The organism is Microbacterium sp. NPDC057658 (assembly GCF_042799975.1).
Classification (GTDB): Bacteria; Actinomycetota; Actinomycetes; order Actinomycetales; family Microbacteriaceae; genus Microbacterium.
This window is the reverse complement of sequence record NZ_JBHVHT010000001.1, coordinates 551,843-570,070: the sequence shown is the minus strand read 5'-3', so window position 1 is coordinate 570,070 and position 18,228 is coordinate 551,843. Positions and strand designations below refer to the sequence as shown.

Annotated in this window: 17 protein-coding genes and 2 tRNA genes; 6 read left to right on the top strand and 13 right to left on the bottom strand. The window is 68.2% G+C overall.

The annotated features are described in order from the left end of the window. The first annotated feature begins 11 nt into the window (after positions 1 to 11). The gene (locus ACFU8V_RS02710; RefSeq protein WP_378868816.1) at positions 12 to 1,133 is read left to right on the top strand and encodes a M24 family metallopeptidase; all 1,122 of its coding nucleotides are present in this window, start codon (positions 12 to 14) and stop codon (positions 1,131 to 1,133) included. Between the two features lie 9 nt (positions 1,134 to 1,142). Here the strand turns inward: ACFU8V_RS02710 and ACFU8V_RS02705 are convergent. From ACFU8V_RS02705 to ACFU8V_RS02645, 13 genes are all read right to left on the bottom strand, one after another. Next, a tRNA-Ala gene (locus ACFU8V_RS02705) sits at positions 1,143 to 1,218 on the bottom strand. A gap of 26 nt (positions 1,219 to 1,244) precedes the next feature. Then, positions 1,245 to 1,318: transfer RNA gene (locus ACFU8V_RS02700), tRNA-Ile, on the bottom strand. Between the two features lie 85 nt (positions 1,319 to 1,403). Next, entirely contained in the window at positions 1,404 to 2,312 is a 909-nt protein-coding gene (locus ACFU8V_RS02695; protein ID WP_249521413.1) for a DUF4097 family beta strand repeat-containing protein, read from the bottom strand. Beyond that, complete coding sequence (locus ACFU8V_RS02690; RefSeq protein ID WP_025102879.1) at positions 2,309 to 2,998, bottom strand: response regulator transcription factor; 690 nt, start codon at positions 2,996 to 2,998, stop codon at positions 2,309 to 2,311. Before ACFU8V_RS02690 ends, ACFU8V_RS02695 begins: the two co-directional genes overlap by 4 nt. Next, positions 2,986 to 4,338 carry a histidine kinase gene (locus ACFU8V_RS02685; protein ID WP_378868812.1) on the bottom strand — a complete coding sequence of 451 codons (1,353 nt, stop codon included), beginning with the start codon at positions 4,336 to 4,338 and terminating at the stop codon, positions 2,986 to 2,988. The genes ACFU8V_RS02690 and ACFU8V_RS02685 overlap by 13 nt, the downstream gene beginning before the upstream one ends. A 161-nt stretch (positions 4,339 to 4,499) precedes the next feature. Then, positions 4,500 to 4,904, bottom strand: coding sequence for a DUF3566 domain-containing protein (locus tag ACFU8V_RS02680; protein WP_025102877.1), 405 nt, complete (start codon positions 4,902 to 4,904; stop codon positions 4,500 to 4,502). Next, positions 4,901 to 7,456: a DNA gyrase subunit A gene (gene gyrA, locus ACFU8V_RS02675; RefSeq protein ID WP_025102876.1), complete on the bottom strand. Its 2,556-nt coding sequence runs from the start codon at positions 7,454 to 7,456 to the stop codon at positions 4,901 to 4,903. Before gyrA ends, ACFU8V_RS02680 begins: the two co-directional genes overlap by 4 nt. A gap of 72 nt (positions 7,457 to 7,528) precedes the next feature. Next, positions 7,529 to 9,610 (bottom strand): DNA topoisomerase (ATP-hydrolyzing) subunit B, encoded by a 2,082-nt coding sequence (gene gyrB / locus ACFU8V_RS02670; RefSeq protein WP_025102875.1) that lies wholly within the window; start codon positions 9,608 to 9,610, stop codon positions 7,529 to 7,531. 118 nt (positions 9,611 to 9,728) lie between these two features. Beyond that, the gene (locus ACFU8V_RS02665) at positions 9,729 to 10,238 is read right to left on the bottom strand and encodes a DUF721 domain-containing protein (RefSeq protein ID WP_025102874.1); all 510 of its coding nucleotides are present in this window, start codon (positions 10,236 to 10,238) and stop codon (positions 9,729 to 9,731) included. Continuing rightward, entirely contained in the window at positions 10,231 to 11,445 is a 1,215-nt protein-coding gene (gene recF, locus ACFU8V_RS02660; RefSeq protein WP_217316536.1) for a DNA replication/repair protein RecF, read from the bottom strand. Before recF ends, ACFU8V_RS02665 begins: the two co-directional genes overlap by 8 nt. 52 nt (positions 11,446 to 11,497) lie before the next feature. Next, a complete protein-coding gene (gene dnaN, locus ACFU8V_RS02655; RefSeq protein WP_025102872.1) occupies positions 11,498 to 12,640 on the bottom strand; it encodes a DNA polymerase III subunit beta in 1,143 nt (380 codons plus the stop codon). A 482-nt stretch (positions 12,641 to 13,122) separates the two neighbouring features. After that, positions 13,123 to 14,514 carry a chromosomal replication initiator protein DnaA gene (gene dnaA, locus ACFU8V_RS02650; protein WP_062765903.1) on the bottom strand — a complete coding sequence of 464 codons (1,392 nt, stop codon included), beginning with the start codon at positions 14,512 to 14,514 and terminating at the stop codon, positions 13,123 to 13,125. A 183-nt stretch (positions 14,515 to 14,697) separates the two neighbouring features. After that, positions 14,698 to 15,333 carry a hypothetical protein gene (locus ACFU8V_RS02645; protein WP_378868805.1) on the bottom strand — a complete coding sequence of 212 codons (636 nt, stop codon included), beginning with the start codon at positions 15,331 to 15,333 and terminating at the stop codon, positions 14,698 to 14,700. Positions 15,334 to 15,485: 152 nt separating this feature from the next. Between ACFU8V_RS02645 and ACFU8V_RS02640 the strand changes: the two genes are divergently transcribed. The 5 genes from ACFU8V_RS02640 (at position 15,486) to yidD (ending at position 18,228) form a co-directional block, all read left to right on the top strand. Continuing rightward, positions 15,486 to 16,769, top strand: coding sequence for a hypothetical protein (locus tag ACFU8V_RS02640; protein ID WP_249521418.1), 1,284 nt, complete (start codon positions 15,486 to 15,488; stop codon positions 16,767 to 16,769). Continuing rightward, complete coding sequence (locus tag ACFU8V_RS02635) at positions 16,766 to 17,257, top strand: hypothetical protein (RefSeq protein ID WP_029989164.1); 492 nt, start codon at positions 16,766 to 16,768, stop codon at positions 17,255 to 17,257. Before ACFU8V_RS02640 ends, ACFU8V_RS02635 begins: the two co-directional genes overlap by 4 nt. Before the next feature lie 129 nt (positions 17,258 to 17,386). Further along, entirely contained in the window at positions 17,387 to 17,524 is a 138-nt protein-coding gene (gene rpmH / locus ACFU8V_RS02630; RefSeq protein WP_022879826.1) for a 50S ribosomal protein L34, read from the top strand. 6 nt (positions 17,525 to 17,530) lie between these two features. Continuing rightward, the gene (rnpA, locus tag ACFU8V_RS02625; protein WP_081811539.1) at positions 17,531 to 17,881 is read left to right on the top strand and encodes a ribonuclease P protein component; all 351 of its coding nucleotides are present in this window, start codon (positions 17,531 to 17,533) and stop codon (positions 17,879 to 17,881) included. Then, entirely contained in the window at positions 17,878 to 18,228 is a 351-nt protein-coding gene (yidD, locus tag ACFU8V_RS02620) for a membrane protein insertion efficiency factor YidD (protein ID WP_025102867.1), read from the top strand. The genes rnpA and yidD overlap by 4 nt, the downstream gene beginning before the upstream one ends.

Genomic DNA, 18,228 nt, shown 5'->3' with positions numbered 1-18,228 from the left:
GCGTGGTGCCTGTGAGCACCCTTCCCTTCTCGGCCGCCGTCTACTCCCGCCGTCTGGCACGCGCGCAGGAGCGCGCCCAGGAGGCTGGCCTCGACGCGATCATCGTCGGCCCCGGCCCCGACCTGCAGTACCTCCTCGGCGTCGAGGGTGACACCATCGAGCGGCTGACCGCCCTCGTCCTGCCGCCGCAGGGCGCGGCGACGGTCATCGTCCCGCGGATGGAGCTCGCCAAGGTGCGCAGCACGGCCGTCGGAGAACTCGGACTGACCGTCGCCGACTGGGTCGACGGCGACGATCCGTACGCCCTCGTCGCCGCGGCGACAGGTCCCGTCTCCCGCGTCGGGGTGTCGGATGCGCTTCCCGCGCTGCACATCGTCCCGATCGGGGAACGGCTGCAGGCCCGGCTCGAGCTCGCGACACCCGTCCTCCGCGAGGGCCGGATGACCAAGGACGACGAGGAGATCGCCGAGCTGCGCCGAGCCGGCACGGCGATCGATGCCGTGCACCGCCGCGTGCCCGGATGGCTGCGCGCCGGCCGCACCGAGCGGGAGGTCGCCGCCGACATCGCCGCGGCGATCGTGGAGGAGGGGCATCGGACCGTCGAGTTCGTCATCGTCGGCTCCGGGCCCAACGGCGCCGACCCGCACCACGAGGTCTCCGACCGGGTCATCGAGCAGGACGACGTGGTGGTCGTCGACATCGGCGGCGCGGTGCCGAGCGGCTACAACTCGGACAGCACGAGGACCTACGTCGTCGGAACTCCCGATCCGGTGGCAGCCGATCGCATCGCCACCCTCGTCCGCGCCCAGCAGGCGGCCGTGGACGCGGTGCGCCCCGGGGTCACGGCGGCGGAGGTCGACGCGGCCGCCCGCTCGGTTCTCACGGAGGCGGGGCTCGGCGAGGCGTTCCTGCACCGCACGGGTCACGGGATCGGCGTCTCGGTGCATGAGGAGCCCTACATCGCCCCCGGCAACGACCTCGTGCTGCGAGAGGGCATGGCCTTCAGCATCGAGCCCGGCATCTATTTCGCCGGCGAATGGGGCGCCCGCATCGAGGACATCGTGGTCGTGACGGCGGACGGGGCCGAGCGCCTGAACACGGCGCCGCATGAACTCACGGCGACCGACCGGTGAGGGGGAGGATGGTGGAGCCTAGGAGATTCGAACTCCTGACATCCTGCTTGCAAAGCAGGCGCTCTACCAACTGAGCTAAGGCCCCGTGAGGGAATTCTTGAATTGAAAGGGTGGGGCTACCAGGACTTGAACCTGGGACCTCTTCATTATCAGTGAAGCGCTCTAACCGCCTGAGCTATAGCCCCGTCAACCTCCAGAACTTTACCGGAGTTTCGCCGAAAATCCGAATCGAGGGCGAGGACCCCCTCCGGGATCCTCGCCCTCGGCCGGTCACCGTCCCGGACTGACGTCCACGCTGCCGGCCGACACGGACACGTCGATCGTGCGGCGAGCGCTCGGGGACTCGTCGACCCGGGCATCGAACGAGCCCGCGTTGACGTCCTGACTGATCCGATACTCCACGTCGGGAAGGGTCAGATTCAGCGATCCGGCGCTCACGTCGATCGTGGTCGTCGTCGGCGCATCGCCGGTCAGCTCCACCGTCAGATCGCCCGCAGCGATGCCGAGATCCGCCTGGTCGACGCCGTCGAGGAGGACGTCCGCGCGTCCCGCGTTCATCTGCACATCGAAGGCCGAGGCCGCACCGGAGACGTCGAGGGATCCGGCGTTGATCTGGACTTCCAGGGAGCCGAACTCACCGGAGACGTCGAGAGCGCCGGCATCGAGAGTGAGACTCGCGTCGAGGTCGGAGCCGCTGAGCTCCTCCGGCAGCGTGAGGACTGCGCGCTCGTCGTCGCCGAACCAGTTGCCGAACCACCAGCCGAAGGCCGGTCGAGGACTCCGGACGACGAGCTCGTCCGCCTCGCGCTCGAACGTCCACGCACCGCGGCCGTTGGTCACGGAGAGCTCCGCCGCGTCGACATCGCCGAAGTCGATGCGGACCATGCTCGCGTCGGCGTCGAGATCGATCGCGGTGACGCCGTCGACGTCCACCGTCTGCACCGAATCCGGTCGGCTGGAGGAGAGGAGGGTGCCGGTCGCCGCGACGGCCGCCGTGCCTCCGGCTCCGAGCAGCGCGATCCCACCGACCACCGCGGTGACGATCATGACGGCGGTCGCTCCGGACGAGCGCCGGGGTCCGGGCGCGCCGGGCGCCGGCGTGGGGGAAGCCGCGGACGGCGGCGGGGGAGGAGTGATCGGGGTGTGGCCGCCCTGTGCTCCGGTGTTCTCGGTGGTCATCGTGTGACTCCTGTCTGGCCGTTCGGCGGCGTCGTGCCGCCCGTGTTCTCGAGGTGGGCGAGGGCGGCGAGCACGCGGCGGTTGCCCGACTCGTCCTGTTCGAAGCCCAGCTTCTGGAAGATGGAGGTGATGTGCTTCTCGACGCTCGCCGCCGAGAGGAAGAGGAGGCCGGCGATCGCCTGGTTCGACTTGCCCTCGGCGAGCAGGGCCAGCACGGTGCGCTCCCGCTCGGTGAGCCGCATCATGCGGTCGTCGCGGTTCCGCCGGGTGAGGAGCTGAGCCACCACTTCCGGGTCGAGCACCGTGGCCCCGTCGGCGATCCGCTGCACCGAATCGATGAACTCGGCGACATCCGCCACCCGGTCCTTCAGGAGGTAGCCGAGCGGACCGCCCTGCGCGGCGATGAGATCCGACGCGTAGCGCTCCTCCACGTACTGCGACAGCACGAGGATGGCGAGCGCCGGGTGCACGGCACGGAGGTCCAGCGCCGCGCGGATGCCCTCGTCCGTGAACGTGGGCGGGAGCCGCACATCGAGGATGCAGAGGTCCGGGGAGGTGGATGCCACAGTGGCACGGAGGTCGGTGGTGTCGGTGAGGGCGGCGACCACCTCGTGGCCGGCGTCCTCGAGCAGACGCACGAGCCCCTCGCGCAGGAGGACGGAGTCCTCGCAGATCAGGATGCGCATGGCACGTTCACCTCCAGGCTGGTCGGACCGCCCTGCGGGCTGTCGAGTCGGAACGTCCCGCCCGCGGCGAGGATCCGGTTCGCGATGCCGTCGAGGCCTCCGCCCGGGATGACCTGGGCTCCGCCCATGCCGTTGTCCTCGACCCGCGCCCAGAGGGTGTTCCCCTCGCGGAGCCGGACCGTGACCCGCGCCTCGCTGGCCCGGGAGTGCTTCGCCGCATTGGTCAGCGACTCGGCGATGGAGAAGTACACCGCCGCCTCCGCATCGCGCCCCGGCCGCGGAGCCCCGGAGCCGTACCCCTGGGTCCCTGCGCCGCCACCCTGGGTCCCTGAGCCGTACCCCTGGGTCCCTGAGCCTGTCGAAGGGTCCATCCGCACGTCCAACTGCACGGGGATGGGGGAGCGGCTGGCGAGCGCCGACAGTGCGGCGTCCAGGCCGCGGTCGTCGAGCACTGACGCGTGGATGCCCCGCGCGAGCTGCCGCAGCTCGGTGATCGCCGCCTTGGTCGACGTGTGCGCCTCGGAGATGAGCTCCTTCGCGGCGTCGGGATCGGTGTCGATCTTCTGCTGCGCGAGCCCGAGGGTCATCCCGACGGACACGAGCCGCGGCTGGACGCCGTCGTGGAGGTCGCGTTCGATCCGCGTCCGTTCCAGGTCGGCCGCGCGGACCGCTCCCTCCCGCTGGGCGGTGGATGCCCGCACGCGCTCGGTGAGCTCGACCTCCCGCGCCCGGGCGACGATCGCCAAAGCCAGCGTGCGAGCCAGGAGGGCGAGGCCGATGATGCCGGCGGCCGAGGCGAGCGCACCGAGGATGCCGATCAGGGGCGCCCAGGACACCGGGATCTGCCCGCCGCCGAAGGGACCGATGATCGTCTCGGCCGAGGTCAGCGGCGCGAAGGCGATGATGATCGACCAGAGGAGGGCCCAGAAGAGCCGCAGCACCACGAAGCCGAGGACCGCGGTGATCGCGAAGTTCGCGACCGCGCGCCACATCCGTCCGTCGATGGCCTGCCGCCCGAGTGAGCGGAGCCAGCCGCCGAAGCCGGGACGGTCCCGCGGCTGGAGCCGGAGCGGGGCGTTCGGCACGCGGTACAGGCCGGCGACGCGGGCGATCTCGAACCAGCCCACGCCGAAGAGCGCATAGACGAGGCCCACGAGCACGACGATGCCGACGCCGAAGACGAAGAGGAGTCCGAGCCCGGTGCCGAGGAGGCCGCCGAGCATCCCGAAGATGCCGCCCCCGATCACCCCGACTCCGGCGAGGTGCAGGATCGTGAGCGGGATGCGCAGCGGCGGCTTCCCGGTCGCAGCGGCCTCGGGAGTCGCAGTCTGTGTGGTCATGCTTCCACGGTAGGGCCGCCGCACGACCTCGCCCACCGAGTCAGCCGGACACTCCCGTTCGGGTTTTCCCTACCCCGCCGAAACCCCGCTCTATCGCCGAAACCCCGGCCTGCGTCGGTGCGCAGGCCGGGGTTTCGGCGGAAAGACGGGGTCTCGGAGGCTCAGTTCGACATGAAGCCGACGAGCAGCCCTCCGGTGACCTTCACGGCCAGGTTGTAGATACCCGCGACGACCGCACCGAGCACCGTGAACACGATGAGGTTGAGGATCGCGACGACGGCGGCGAACGCCATGACCTGCGGCAGACCCACGAGCTCCGACAGCGGGATGGCGCCGTCGGTGAAGCTGCGCACGAACTCGTCGGCCGTGGACATGATGCCGGTGGCCTGGAGCACGAGGAAGATCAGGAAGAACGACACCATCGTGACGACGGCCAGTGCGACCGCTCCCAGGAAGGAGAGCTTCACGGCGGACCAGAAGTCGACGTAGACGAGGCGCAGACGGACCTGCTTACCGCCGGTCTTCCGTGTCGACTTCTTCGCCAGCTTGTCGGCCACTGTGCTCATGCGTCTGTATCCTCGGGTGTCTCAGTCGTCTGGGGGGCCTCGGCATCGGCATCCGGCTCGGTCTCCTCTTCGGTGAGACCACGCTCGCCGTTCCGGGCGATGGCGAGGATGCGGTCGGCCTCCGTCGTGCGGGCGAACACCACTCCCATGGTGTCGCGACCCTTGGCGGGGACCTCGGCCACGGCAGAGCGTACCACCTTGCCGCTGGACAGAACCACCAAGACCTCGTCGTCCTCGGACACGATCAGACCACCCGCGAGAGTGCCCCGATCGTCGTTCAACTTGGCGACCTTGATGCCGTATCCGCCGCGCCCCTGGACCCGGTATTCCTCGACGGCGGTGCGCTTGGCATAGCCGCCGTCGGTGACGACGAACACATACTTCCCGGGTGCAGCGACGGAAGCGGACAGCAGGCTGTCGCCCTCGCGGAACTTCATGCCCTTCACACCGGCGGTGGCGCGACCCATCGGGCGCAGGGCCTCGTCGGTCGCCTGGAACCGCACCGACATGCCCTTGCGGCTGATGAGGAGGATGTCGTCCTCGGCGTTGACGAGGAGGGCGCTGACCAGTTCGTCCTCGTCGTTCAGCCGGATCGCGATCACGCCGCCCTGACGGTTGGTGTCGTAGTTGTCGAGACGGGTCTTCTTGACCAGGCCGTCGCGCGTGGCGAGGACGAGGTAGTCGGCAACGGCGTAGTCGCGGATGTCGAGGACCTGCGCGATGCTCTCGTCCGGCTGCAGCGCGAGGAGGTTCGCGACGTGCGTGCCCTTCGCATCACGCCCGGCCTCCGGCACCTCGTACGTCTTCGCGCGGTAGACCCGGCCCTTGTCGGTGAAGAACAGCAGCCAGTGGTGGGTCGTCGTGACGAAGAAGTGCTCGACGATGTCGTCGGCGCGCAGCTGGGCGCCCTTGACGCCCTTGCCGCCGCGGTGCTGGGAGCGGTAGTTGTCGCTGCGCGTGCGCTTGATGTAGCCCTCGCGCGTGACGGTGACGACCATCTCCTCTTCCGCGATGAGGTCTTCCATCGACACGTCGCCGTCGAAGCCGTGCAGGATGTGCGTGCGCCGCTCGTCCCCGAACCGGTCGACGATCGCGGTGAGCTCCTCGCGGATGATCGTCCGCTGCCGGCCCTCATCGGCGAGGATCGCCTTGTAGTCCGCGATGAGCGCCTCGAGCTCGTTCGCCTGGTCGATGATCTTCTGACGCTCCAGCGCGGCGAGGCGACGGAGCTGCATCTGCAGGATGGCATCGGCCTGGATCTCGTCGATGTCGAGGAGCTTCTGCAGACCCTCGTTCGCATCCTGCGTCGTCTGGGAACGGCGGATGAGCGCGATCACCTCGTCGAGCGCGTCAAGCGCCTTCAGATAGCCGCGCAGGATGTGCATGCGCTTCTCGGCCTCGTTCAGCCGGAACTGCGTCCGTCGCACGATGACGTCGATCTGGTGGGCGATCCAGTTCGAGATGAAGCCGTCGATCGCGAGCGTCCGCGGGACGCCGTCGACGATCGCGAGCATGTTCGCGCCGAAGTTCTCCTGCAGCTGCGTGTGCTTGTAGAGGTTGTTCAGCACCACCTTCGCCACGGCGTCGCGCTTGAGCACGACGACGAGGCGCTGACCCGTGCGGTCCGAGGACTCGTCGCGGATGTCCGCGATGCCGGTGATCTTGCCGTCGCGCGCGAGGTCGCCGATCTTGACGGCCACGTTGTCGGGGTTCACCTGGTACGGCAGCTCGGTGATGACCAGGCAGGTCCGCCCCTGGATCTCCTCGACATTGACGACCGCGCGCATCGTGATCGAGCCGCGGCCGGTGCGGTACGCCTCGTGGATGCCCTTCGTGCCGAGGATCTGCGCGCCGGTCGGGAAGTCCGGTCCGGGGATGCGCTGGATCAGCCCGTCGAGCAGCTGCTCCCGGGGGAGGTCCGGGTTGTCCAGCGCCCAGAGCGCGGCATCGGACACCTCGCGGAGGTTGTGCGGCGGGATGTTGGTGGCCATGCCGACCGCGATGCCGACCGAGCCGTTGACGAGGAGGTTCGGGAACCGGGACGGCAGAACCGTCGGCTCCTGGGTCTGGCCGTCGTAGTTGTCGGCGAAGTCGACGGTGTCCTCTTCGATGTCGCGCACCATCTCGAGCGCGAGCGGGGCCATCTTCGTCTCGGTGTACCGCGGTGCCGCCGCGCCCATGTTGCCGGGCGAGCCGAAGTTGCCCTGGCCGAGAGCGAGCGGGTACCGGAGCGACCACGGCTGCACGAGACGGACGAGCGCGTCGTAGATCGCCGAGTCGCCGTGCGGGTGGTACTGACCCATGACCTCGCCGACGACGCGGGCGCACTTGGAGAACGACTTGTCGGGGCGGAATCCGCCGTCGTACATGCCGTAGATCACTCGGCGGTGCACCGGCTTGAGACCGTCGCGCACATCGGGGAGAGCACGGCCGACGATGACCGCCATGGCGTAGTCGAGATAGCTGCGCTGCATCTCCGACTGCAGATCGACCTGGTCGATCTTGCCGTGCTCGTGGCCCTCGGTGATGTCGGGGCGTTCTTCGTCAGTCATGTGTCTTTCCTGGTTGGCTGAGCTTTTCGAGGCGTCGGATCCCCTGGCACACGCTCAGGGACCCCGCGGTGATCAGATGTCGAGGAACCGGACGTCTTTGGCGTTGCGCTGGATGAAGCTCCGACGCGATTCCACGTCCTCGCCCATCAGCACGCTGAAGATCTCGTCCGCGGCGGCGGCGTCCTCGATGGTCACCTGGCGGAGCGTCCGGGTGGTGTGGTCCATCGTGGTCTCCCACAGCTCCTTGGCGTTCATCTCGCCGAGACCCTTGTAGCGCTGGATGCCGGCGTCCTTCGGGATGCGCTTGCCGTTCTCCAGCCCGTAGGCCAGCAGCGCGTCGCGCTCGGCGTCGCTGAACACGTACTCGTGCGCCGCGTTCGACCACTTGAGGCGGTAGAGCGGCGGCATCGCGAGGTACACGAAGCCGGCCTCGATGAGTCCGCGCATGTAGCGGAACAGCAGCGTGAGCAGCAGGGTGGTGATGTGCTGGCCGTCGACGTCGGCATCGGCCATCAGCACGATCTTGTGATAGCGCGCCTTCTCGATGTCGAACTCCTCGCCGATGCCCGTGCCGAAGGCCTGGATCATCGCCTGGACTTCCTTGTTGCCGAGCGCCTTGTCGAGACGCGCGCGCTCGACGTTGAGGATCTTGCCCCGCAGCGCGAGGATCGCCTGCGTGTGCGGGTCGCGACCCTGCACCGCCGAACCACCGGCCGAGTCGCCCTCCACGAGGAAGATCTCGCTGATCGACGGGTCCTTGCTCGTGCAGTCCTTGAGCTTGTCGGGCATCGCCGCCGACTCGAAGACGCTCTTGCGGCGAGCCGTCTCGCGCGCCTTGCGGGCGGCGAGGCGTGCCGTCGCCGCGTCGATCGCCTTGCGGATCACGTTCTTCGCCTGGGTCGGGTTGCGGTCGAACCAGTCGCCGAGCTGATCGCCGACGACCTTCTGCACGAAGGCCTTCGCCTCGGTGTTGCCGAGCTTGGTCTTGGTCTGACCCTCGAACTGGGGCTCGCCGAGCTTGATCGAGATGACGGCGGTCAGCCCCTCACGCACGTCGTCGCCGGAGAGGTTGTCGTCCTTCTCCTTGAGGAGGTTGTTCGCACGGGCGTAGCGGTTGACGAGCGTGGTGAGCGCCGCCCGGAAGCCCTCCTCGTGCGTGCCGCCCTCGTGCGTGTTGATCGTGTTGGCGTAGGTGAACACGTTCTCGGTGTAGGACGTGGTCCACTGCATCGCGACCTCGAGGGAGATCTTGCGCGCCGTGTCCTCCGACTCGAAGGCGATGATCTCCTCGTTGACGACCTCGGCGTGACGCACTTTGTTCAGGTATTCGACGTAGTCGACCAGACCGCGCTCGTAGAAGAAGACGTCGCTCGGCTGCTTCGTGACCGCCTGGCCGTCCTCCTCCGTCTCGTACGCCGACTCCGGCCGCTCGTCGGACAGCTCGATGCGCAGTCCCTTGTTGAGGAACGCCATCTGCTGGAACCGGGTGCGGAGCGTGTCGTAGTCGAACTCGACCGTCTCCTGGAAGATCTCCGCGTCCGGCCAGAACGTGATGCTCGTCCCGGTCTCCTCGGTGGCCTCGCCCTTCTCGAGCTTCTGCTGCGGGACGCCGCCCTCGGCGAAGCTGTGCCGCCAGACGAAGCCCTTCTGCTTGACCTCCACGTCGAAGCGGGTCGACAGCGCGTTCACGACCGAGGATCCGACGCCGTGCAGACCGCCGGAGACGGCGTAGGCCCCGCCGCCGAACTTGCCGCCCGCGTGCAGGATCGTGAGCACGACCTCGACCGTGGACTTCGACGGGTCGGAGGAGTGCGGGTCGACGGGGATGCCGCGGCCGTTGTCGACCACGCGCACGCCGCCGTCGGCGAGAAGGGTGACGAGGATCGTGTCGGCGTAGCCGGCCAGCGCCTCATCGACGGAGTTGTCGACGATCTCGTAGACGAGGTGGTGCAGTCCGCGGGGTCCGGTCGAGCCGATGTACATGCCGGGGCGCTTGCGCACGGCCTCGAGTCCTTCGAGGATCTGGATCGAGTCGGCGCCGTACTCACCGGGCTGCTGCTTCTTCGGTGCGGGTGCCGCCGATTCTCCGGCCTGTGAGCCCGACGAAGCGTCGTTGTTCGGTTCCGTCTCGTCAGCAGGGGATTCAGGCGTCATCAGAGGGCATTCTCCAGATCGATATCTCGAACTCCCATTCTAGCCGGGTTTCGAGTCGAAATGCCGCTCAACGGCCGCGTGTGGCCCTCTGAGCGTTTCGGACCCCTTGCATGGTGCCCTACCCGTAGGTATCGCGCGGGCCCCGCCCTGGAACGGCTCTGGGACCCCATTTCCACGAGGGGACGTCCGGTCCGATGAAGCGGAGGTTCTCCACCCCCGCCTCCGGATACCGTCGTCCGATCTCGGTGAGGATGGTCGCACGCATGAACTGCAGGTTCTTCGCCCACGCCGTCGAATCGCACTTCACGGTGAGCAGTCCCCGCTCGAGCGACACCGGCTCCGAGTGCTTCGCGGTGTCCGCTCCGGCGAGGTCGGCCCACTGCCGGACGAGGTCCTCCCGCGCGAGCGTCGTCTCCCAGCCGGATTCACGGGTGAGGGTGTCGAGGACCGCACCGAGGGTTCCCGGATCGCGTCCGGGAGTGAACGGCGCGTTGTCGTCGTCGACCGAGATCCGTCGCTTGCGCTTCCAGTTCTTGGCGCTCGGCTTGAGCCCGCGCAGCCGCAGATAGGTGGCGACGGTCTCCGGCGCCTCCGCCGGAGCTGCGCTGTCCGTGACGACGTCAGTCATCCTGCGCACCCTCCTCTTCCTGCGACCGGTCGCGCTCGTCGGTGATGGTGCCCGCCGCGATGCGGACCACGTGGGCATGGAGCACGTCGGGGATATCCTCCTCCACCGCCGCGGTGACCACCACCTGCTCGTAGCCCGCGGTGAGGGTGGCGAGCCGCTGGCGCCGATCCGCGTCCAGCTCGGCGAAGACGTCGTCGAGGATGAGCACGGGGTCGCCGGCGGGGGACTCGCTGCGCAGGAGCTCCGCGGAGGCCAGCCGCAGAGCGAGTGCGACAGACCAGGACTCGCCATGCGAGGCGTAGCCCTTCACGGGGAGGTCGCGGACGCGCAGCACGAGATCGTCGCGGTGGGGTCCGGTGAGGGTGAGGCCGCGGTCGAGCTCGTTCGATCGTTTCGCCGCCAGCGACGCGCGGAACATCTCGGCGATCCGGCGGGAGTCTCCGCGCACGTCATCCACGGGAGTGGAGCCGTCGGCGGCGTCCCGATCGTCGTCGTCCTCCGGATCGCTGCCGGCGACGGACAGGGCCCAGTCCAGTTGCGGTCGGTGATCGGCGCCCGCGATCGCCGCATAAGCATCGGCCACCGGCTGCTGCAGGTCGGCGGCCAACCGCTGTCGCGCCGTGATGATCTCCGATCCCAGCGAGACGAGCTTGTCGTCCCAGACGTCCAGGGTGCTCAAGGCCTCACCGCGGATGCCGCGCGCCCGCGCCGACTTGAGAAGGGCGTTGCGCTGCTTGAGCACGCGATCGTAGTCGGCCAGTACCGCGGCGAGGCGCGGGGTGCGCTGGATGAGGAGCTGATCGGCGAACCGGCGCCGAGCCGACGGGTCTCCACGGACGATCTGGAGGTCTTCCGGCGCGAAGAGGACGACGTGCGCGTAGCGGGGGAGCTCGTTGGTCTTCGACGGCGAGCCGTTGATGCGCGCCTTGTTCGACCCCTGCCGATTGAGCTGCACCTCGACGAGCACACGCCGCTCACCGTGGGAGAGCCGCGCACGGATGACCGCGTAGTCCTGGCCGTCCCGCACCATCGGAGCGTCGGACGACACCCGATGCGACCCGAGCGTCGCGAGGAAGACCACGGCCTCGGCGAGGTTCGTCTTGCCCTGGCCGTTCCGCCCGACGAGGACGTTCGGCCCTCGGTGCAGGGCGAGTTCCGCGGTCGCGTAATTGCGGAAATCGACCAGGCTGAGGTGCTCCACAATCACGGAGCCAGCCTACCTTCCGGGTCGGACACTCCCTCGGGGCGAGAGCTCGCGCTCAGCGCAGGAGGAGGTTGGGCTGCAGCAGGTACTTGAACGAGTCCAGGCCCGCCTGGTCGACCGAGGTCTGGCTGGTGATGAGGACGGGGCTGAGCTTGTTGGCGTTGTCGCTGGAGGTGAAGGTCACTCGCACGAACTCGCTCTTGACCGCGCCGAGCGCCTCGATGAGGTACTGCGGGTTGAGCCCCAGGGTCACCTCGTCGCCGCCGGAGAGGATGGCGTCGACCGACTCGGAGGCGCGGGCGTGCTCGCTGCCGGAGGCGTCCATCGTGACGCTGTCGGTCGAGAACGTGAAGCGCAGCGGCGCGGCGCGGTCGAGCACGAGGGACACGCGGCGGACGGCCTCGATGAGGTCGGCGGTGTTGACGACAGCGTAGTGGTCGGTCTGCTCGGGGAAGAGGCGCCGGACCGGGGGGAAGTTGCCCTTGATGAGCAGCGAGGTCACGGTCTTGTTGCCGGCGGTGAACGCGATGATCTCGCGGTCTCCGGCCCCCGAGAAAGCGATCTGGATCGTGCCGGCGTGCCCGAAGGTCTTGCCGACCTCGACGAGCGTACGAGCGGGGACCAGCGCGGTCGCCTCGACGGCTTCCCCATCCCACGGCACGTCGCGGAGCGAGACCCGGTAGCGGTCGGTGGCGACGAGGCTGAGCGTGTGTCCGGTGACCTCGAGCTGGACACCCGTCAGCACCGGAGTCACGTCGTCACGGGATGCGGCGAAGCCGACCTGGGCGATCGCGGTGCCGAATTCGTCGGCCGGGACGACGCCGGAGGATCCGGAGACCTCGGGAATCGACGGGTATTCCTCGACCGGCATGGCCGCGAGGGTGAAGCGCGCCGAGCCGCAGGTCACCGCGATCCCGCCGTCATCCTCCACGGCGATCTCGATGGGGGCGTTCGGGAGGCGGCTCGCGATGTCCGAGAGCAGGCGGCCGTGGACGAGGATCGTGCCCGGGGTCTCGACCGTCGCCTCGATGGTGGTCCGTGCGGAGGCCTCGTAGTCGAAGGCCGAGAGCGTGAGTCCCGAACCGTCGGCCTCGATCAGCACTCCGGCGAGGATCGGCTGCGGATTGCGCTGGGGGAGCAGCTTGACGACAAAGGACACAGCCTCGCTGAAGACATCGCGGTTGACCTGAAACCTCACGGGTGCTCCCTTGTCGTCGAACATGACGGGTCGTCGTCGGGCCCTGCCTGTGCAGGGAATCCCATGCTAGCCCCACAGTCCTGCGCTTCCCTACGCCGGAGGACTTGTCATGCCCCGGACCGGTTCTCCCCACCGTCTGGTGATCGGATCGCACCCTGAATGACTTAACTCCTTAACGGTGTTAACACCTGTGGATACTGTGGATAAGTCGGTGGAAAGCAAGCGCGAGTAGGGAACTACACACTTGTCACTTGTGGAGACCCTGAGGAATCCGCGGGTGGACGAGGGTCCGTCGCGATCAGACCGTCCCGCGGTTATCCACAGGTTTCCCCGATCGACACACATCTGCGTCGGCGCGTTCCACGGTCATCCACAAGTTATCCACATGTGCATAGACGTATTTATCCGGCGGTCAGGGACCTGTCAAACGCCGAAGGGACGCCCTCCGGTGTCGGATGGCGTCCCTCTCGTGCGCTCAGGCGTCAGCGACGACCGAGCTGCGTGGTGATCTCGGTCACCTGGTTGTAGATCGAGCGGCGCTCCTTCATGAGCTCGCTGATCTTCTTGTAGGCGTACATGACCGTCGTGTGGTCCCGGTTGCCGAAGAGCTGCCCGATCTTCGGGAGGGAGAGGCTGGTGCGCTCACGGCAGAGGTACATGGCGATCTGCCGTGCGGTGGCGATCTGCTGCGAGCGGCTGGAGCCGTAGAGATCGTCGACGGTGAGCTTGAAGTACTGTGCGGTCGCCGTGATGATGTCGGTCGGCGAGATGATGTTGTCCTCGGCCGTGTCGATGATGTCCCGCAGCACGGTCTGGGCGAGGGAGATGTCGAGGGCCGAGCGGTTCAGGCTCGCGAACGCCGAGACGCGGATGAGTGCGCCCTCGAGTTCGCGGATGTTCGAGGACACGACCGTGGCGATGTACTCGAGCACCTCGTCGGGGATGTGGAGGGCTTCGCTCTGCGCCTTCTTGCGCAGGATCGCGATGCGGGTCTCGAGGTCGGGTGCCTGCACGTCGGTGATGAGGCCCCACTCGAAGCGGCTGCGCATGCGGTCCTCGAAGCCGGTCAGGTGCTTCGGCGCGACATCGCTCGTGATGACGACCTGCTTGTTGTGATCATGCAGGGTGTTGAAGGTGTGGAAGAACGCCTCCTGCGTCTCCGCGCGCCCCTGGAGGAACTGGATGTCGTCGATGAGGAGGATGTCCACGTCGCGGTAGCGCGCCTGGAACGCGGCACCGCGGTTGTTGGCGATCGAGTTGATGAAGTCGTTCGTGAACTCCTCACTCGACACGTACCGCACCTTGACCCCCGCATAGAGGGACTGCGCGTAGTCGCCGATGGCGTGGAGGAGGTGGGTCTTGCCCAGTCCGGAGTCGCCGTAGATGAAGAGCGGGTTGTAGGCCTTGGCCGGCGCTTCGGCCACCGCGACCGCCGCGGCATGGGCGAACCGGTTGGACTGGCCGATCACGAAGTTGTCGAAGGTGTACTTCGGGTTGAGGCGCGACTCGTGACGCACGGCCGCGGGCTGCTCCATCGGGGACTCGGCGCGCACCGGTTCCTGCCGACCGAAGTCCGCCACGGCGATGGGGGCGGTGGGCTGCTCGGCCAGTTCGTGGTTCACGACGACCCGGTACGAGGTGACCTCCTCGCCGATGTGCGCGAGGGCTTCCATGATGGGCAGCCGGAGGCGCTTGTTGATCTGGGCCGCGGTGAGGTCGTTCGGCACCTCGAGGTAGAGCGTCGCCGACATCACGCCGGCCGGTACCGCGAGACTCAGGAACCCCTGGAGCTGGGGGGTGACCCGGTCGTCGGCTTCCAGCAGCTCCTGCACCGTGGTCCAGATCGGGACTTCGGGCTGGGCTGATGAGGACATGGTGCTCCGGACGATGTTCGGGAAGGGAGCGCGGGAGAGGCTGCCCTGTGGATAACTACGGATGCCCACGCTAGTCATCGTCGTCGGGAACGGCAACCTGCCGCGGAGAATCAAGCCCCGTGGCGGCTCGGTCGCGTGGCCGGGGTTGTGGATAGCTCCTGTGTGGAGCGGAGGCGAGTGCTCTCAGTCGGCGTCGTACTCGCAGCTGACCGTGCCGGAATCCGACGTCTCCTCGACGACCAGCTCGTCGTTCCAGTAGATCTTGCATCCCACCCTCTGATCGTCGCTGTCGGTGGGTGCCGTGATCGTGATCCAGGCCGACGACTCCGACGTGGTGTACTGCGCGTTCCCGACCGCCGGCCAGGGGAGGGTCCTGGTCTCGGTGTCGCTGCTGAAGGTGGCTGTCACCCCGGACTGCGGTCCCGTTCCTTCGAGGAACACCTTGTTCAGCGGGGGTGACCAGAGTCCGCTCAGGAAGACGATCAGCAGGATGAGCGCGAGGAGGAGGGCGGCGAGGGCGGCTGCCAGCCCGAGACCCGCCGTGCGGCGCTCGTCCGAAGGAGCGCGGCGCGCGCGGCGGGCAAGGACGATTCCGCCGATCGCGGCTGCGGCGCCGAGGACGAAGACGGGGATCAGCCAGGGATTCTGGAGCGCGTAGTACGGAACGGCGAGGGCGACCAGGAGGATGAGAGAGACGACTCCCGTGGCGATCGCCGCGGTGGGGAGCGTCCGAGTCCGCCTGCCGTCGCGGGTGGTCTCGGAACCGGAGTCGGAATGGGTCTGCTGGTGGGTCATCGCGGCCTCTCGCTGGGACAGCACTTCCCGCTCATCGACGGTTCGAATAGCATACCCGGGGGGATACGGACGTCCTCCGGTTCGCATGGTCGACCGGATCGATGCCGCCCTCATTCGACGAGACGGGGGGATGAGAAGTGGCCGGATACGCCGAGCTGGACGAGATCATCGGAAAGATGAAACGAGCCGCCATCGACTGTTGGATGGCGGACCAGGGCTTCGACCCCGTGTGGGGGAACGAGGGCACCTACGCGAAGTGGGGCTGGGCCCCGTATCAGTACTTCCGGCCCGAAGCCGACGGCTCCGGCGGCGGTGAGAGCGTGGGGTACGGGGACGGTGTGTCCTGCGTCGCCCAGTTCGACGCCATCCGTTCCACGATCGACGGCCTCGTCGAGCGGTGGCGGAATCTCCCGGACGGTTCCGCGTGTGCCACCCCGCAGAGTGCCGCCAACGCGGCGGCAGCTCAGCTCGGCGCCTCGGGGACGGATCCGAACGCCATGGGCGGGAGCGATATCGCCACATCCAACGGGACCGTCGCCGAGGTGGTCCTGAACCGGATGGACGGGAGCTTCCGGGATCCCTTCGTCGACAAGTACTACACCCAGTTCTCGGCGGTGCACCCGGGCATCGGGCAGGCCGCGAAGATCCTCCAGGCGAACTACGCCGCGTGCGGGGCGATGTGGCCGGCGGTGGGTGACGACGTCGCGACGATCTGCGACAGCGCCCGGGTGGCCTGGGAGACCCAGGCGAAGAACTCGTCGGCGGCGACCGCGACGTTCCAGTTGACGGTGCTCGCCGCGGTCGCCGGTGCAGTGGGATCGATCGTCACGGCGGGCGCGGGAACCGTCGCTGCCGTCGCCGGTCTGGGCGGTGTGGCCTTCGCGGCGAACACGGCCCTCGCCGGTATCACCGCCAATGCCGCGATCTCGGGGAGCTCCTACGACACGATCCTGAAGTCCCTGACCGACGCGCTGGAGAAGCTGGACGAGACGATCACCGCCCAGGAGAAGGCGCTGGCCACGATGCTGACGTCCGCCGAAGCGACGATCCGCGGTGATCTCGTGAGCTACAACCTCGACGCGTCCACCCTGGGCGAGTATCCGGTCCGCGACGGGGCGATGCGGATCGACAAGACGGACGCGAACATCGTGTCACGCAACATGGGGCGGATCGAGGAGACGCTGTCCGGTGCCCGATCGGCGCTCGGCAGCGCGCCGGCCAGTGCGCCCACGCCGCGAAGCGCGGGGATCGGCTGGTCCTCGAACGGAACGCACGCAGAGGCGACCGCCCTGCATGCCCTCGTCGTGCGCTGCCTTGACCTGACGATCGCCGAGTACTCCCGCGGCCACGACCTGTTCGACGCGACGGTGGCGGACTACTTCCAGACCGATGCGAACGCGGAGCAGACGGTGCGGACGCTGCTGGCCGATGAGCGCCTGAGCGCGGATCTCGGGGTGTGACGGCCATGGAGAGTCGGCATCTCGGACCCATCCTTCTCGACGGCGGCGCCGGCGGCGGCGCCATGGAGGAGACGATCGACTTCGCGGGAGAGCAGATCCGCGCGCGACTGGAGATCGACTATCCCGACCGGCTGACGCAGGCGGCCGTCGACGACATCGATGTGATGCTCGATCACCCCCAGGTGGCCGATGGCCTCGCCCGGGACACCATCGCGTCCGCGCTGCGCCGGGAGGACTCCGCCGCGGCGCAGCTCTTCCAGGCGTGGGAGGGTGCGCGATGGGGGAGGGACAGCTCGGAGGAGGAGTTCCTGCGGGCGCTTCGGCCTGTCGCGATGACCATCACCCCGGATGGTGGAAGGGTGAACCCGGACCGTGTGGTCCTCGCTTACGGGGTCGGTGACGGCTCGGCGACCGGACTGGTGACGGTGCGCCTTCGGCAGTGGGCGCCGCCGGAGGTGGATCGCACCCTCGCGCGCGGGGCCGCCTAGGCCGTGACAGGCAGATTTGCCCTGTGCGCCGCCAAGACGTACCCTTAATCGGTTGACTTATGCCTGTACGGCAGTTCCCTATGTCTCCGGTCGAAGTGAATCCGGTGGCAGCATTCCCGGAGTGATCTCATGAGCAAGCGCACCTTCCAGCCCAACAACCGTCGTCGCGCCAAGAAGCACGGCTTCCGTGCCCGCATGCGCACCCGCGCCGGCCGTGCCATCCTCTCGGCACGCCGCGCGAAGGGCCGTACCGAGCTCTCCGCGTAAGCAGCTGTGCTCGCCCGCCCGTTCCGTTTGACCCGCGGGAGCGACTACCGACTGGTCGTTCGACGCGGATCGCGTTGTGGCGGGGCCCGCGTCCTCACCTCCATGCTGGCGACCGGTGAGAGCAGAGCAGCGCGTTTCGGTTTCATCATCAGCAAGCAGGTGGGCACCGCTGTGGTGCGCAACACCGTGCGCCGGCGACTCAAAGCCGTCTGTGCGGAGGCGCTCCCACGTGTTCCTCAGGGCACGGATGTCGTCATCCGTGCCCTTCCTGCGTCGGCGACGGCGTCGTATGCGGAACTCCGCAGTGACGTGCACCGCTGTCTCGCGCGGCTCGCGCCCGTCGAGGCCACATCATGACCGCCTTGCCGGCGTCGTCGGTGGGCACGGGAGAGATGCACGGACGGGACGTGCTCCGGAGCATTCCGCTCCTTCCGCGCAACGCCGTGCTGGCTCTTCTCGCGGGGTACCGCAAGGTGGTCTCGCCGATGTACGGGGACGTGTGTGCGTACTACCCCTCCTGTTCCGCCTACGCTGTAGGTGCGGTGCAGCAGCACGGCGCCGTGCGGGGGGCTCTGCTCTCGGCGTGGCGCATCCTCCGCTGCAACCCCTGGTCTCGCGGAGGCGTCGACGACGTCACACCGCATCGACACTTCCGCTACGACCTGACCGCACACGGTTTCGTCGTCCCCTCCCGAAAGGACTGA

Coding starts and splice junctions, on each gene's coding strand:
- gyrB (WP_025102875.1), bottom strand. CDS start 9,610: ATGACGCCTGAATCCCCTGCTGACGAGACGGAACCGAACAACGACGCT.
- ACFU8V_RS02690 (WP_025102879.1), bottom strand. CDS start 2,998: ATGCGCATCCTGATCTGCGAGGACTCCGTCCTCCTGCGCGAGGGGCTC.
- rpmH (WP_022879826.1), top strand. CDS start 17,387: ATGAGCAAGCGCACCTTCCAGCCCAACAACCGTCGTCGCGCCAAGAAG.
- ACFU8V_RS02695 (WP_249521413.1), bottom strand. CDS start 2,312: ATGACCACCGAGAACACCGGAGCACAGGGCGGCCACACCCCGATCACT.
- gyrA (WP_025102876.1), bottom strand. CDS start 7,456: ATGACTGACGAAGAACGCCCCGACATCACCGAGGGCCACGAGCACGGC.
- ACFU8V_RS02680 (WP_025102877.1), bottom strand. CDS start 4,904: ATGAGCACAGTGGCCGACAAGCTGGCGAAGAAGTCGACACGGAAGACC.
- ACFU8V_RS02640 (WP_249521418.1), top strand. CDS start 15,486: ATGAAACGAGCCGCCATCGACTGTTGGATGGCGGACCAGGGCTTCGAC.
- ACFU8V_RS02685 (WP_378868812.1), bottom strand. CDS start 4,338: ATGACCACACAGACTGCGACTCCCGAGGCCGCTGCGACCGGGAAGCCG.
- dnaA (WP_062765903.1), bottom strand. CDS start 14,514: ATGTCCTCATCAGCCCAGCCCGAAGTCCCGATCTGGACCACGGTGCAG.
- yidD (WP_025102867.1), top strand. CDS start 17,878: ATGACCGCCTTGCCGGCGTCGTCGGTGGGCACGGGAGAGATGCACGGA.
- ACFU8V_RS02665 (WP_025102874.1), bottom strand. CDS start 10,238: ATGACTGACGTCGTCACGGACAGCGCAGCTCCGGCGGAGGCGCCGGAG.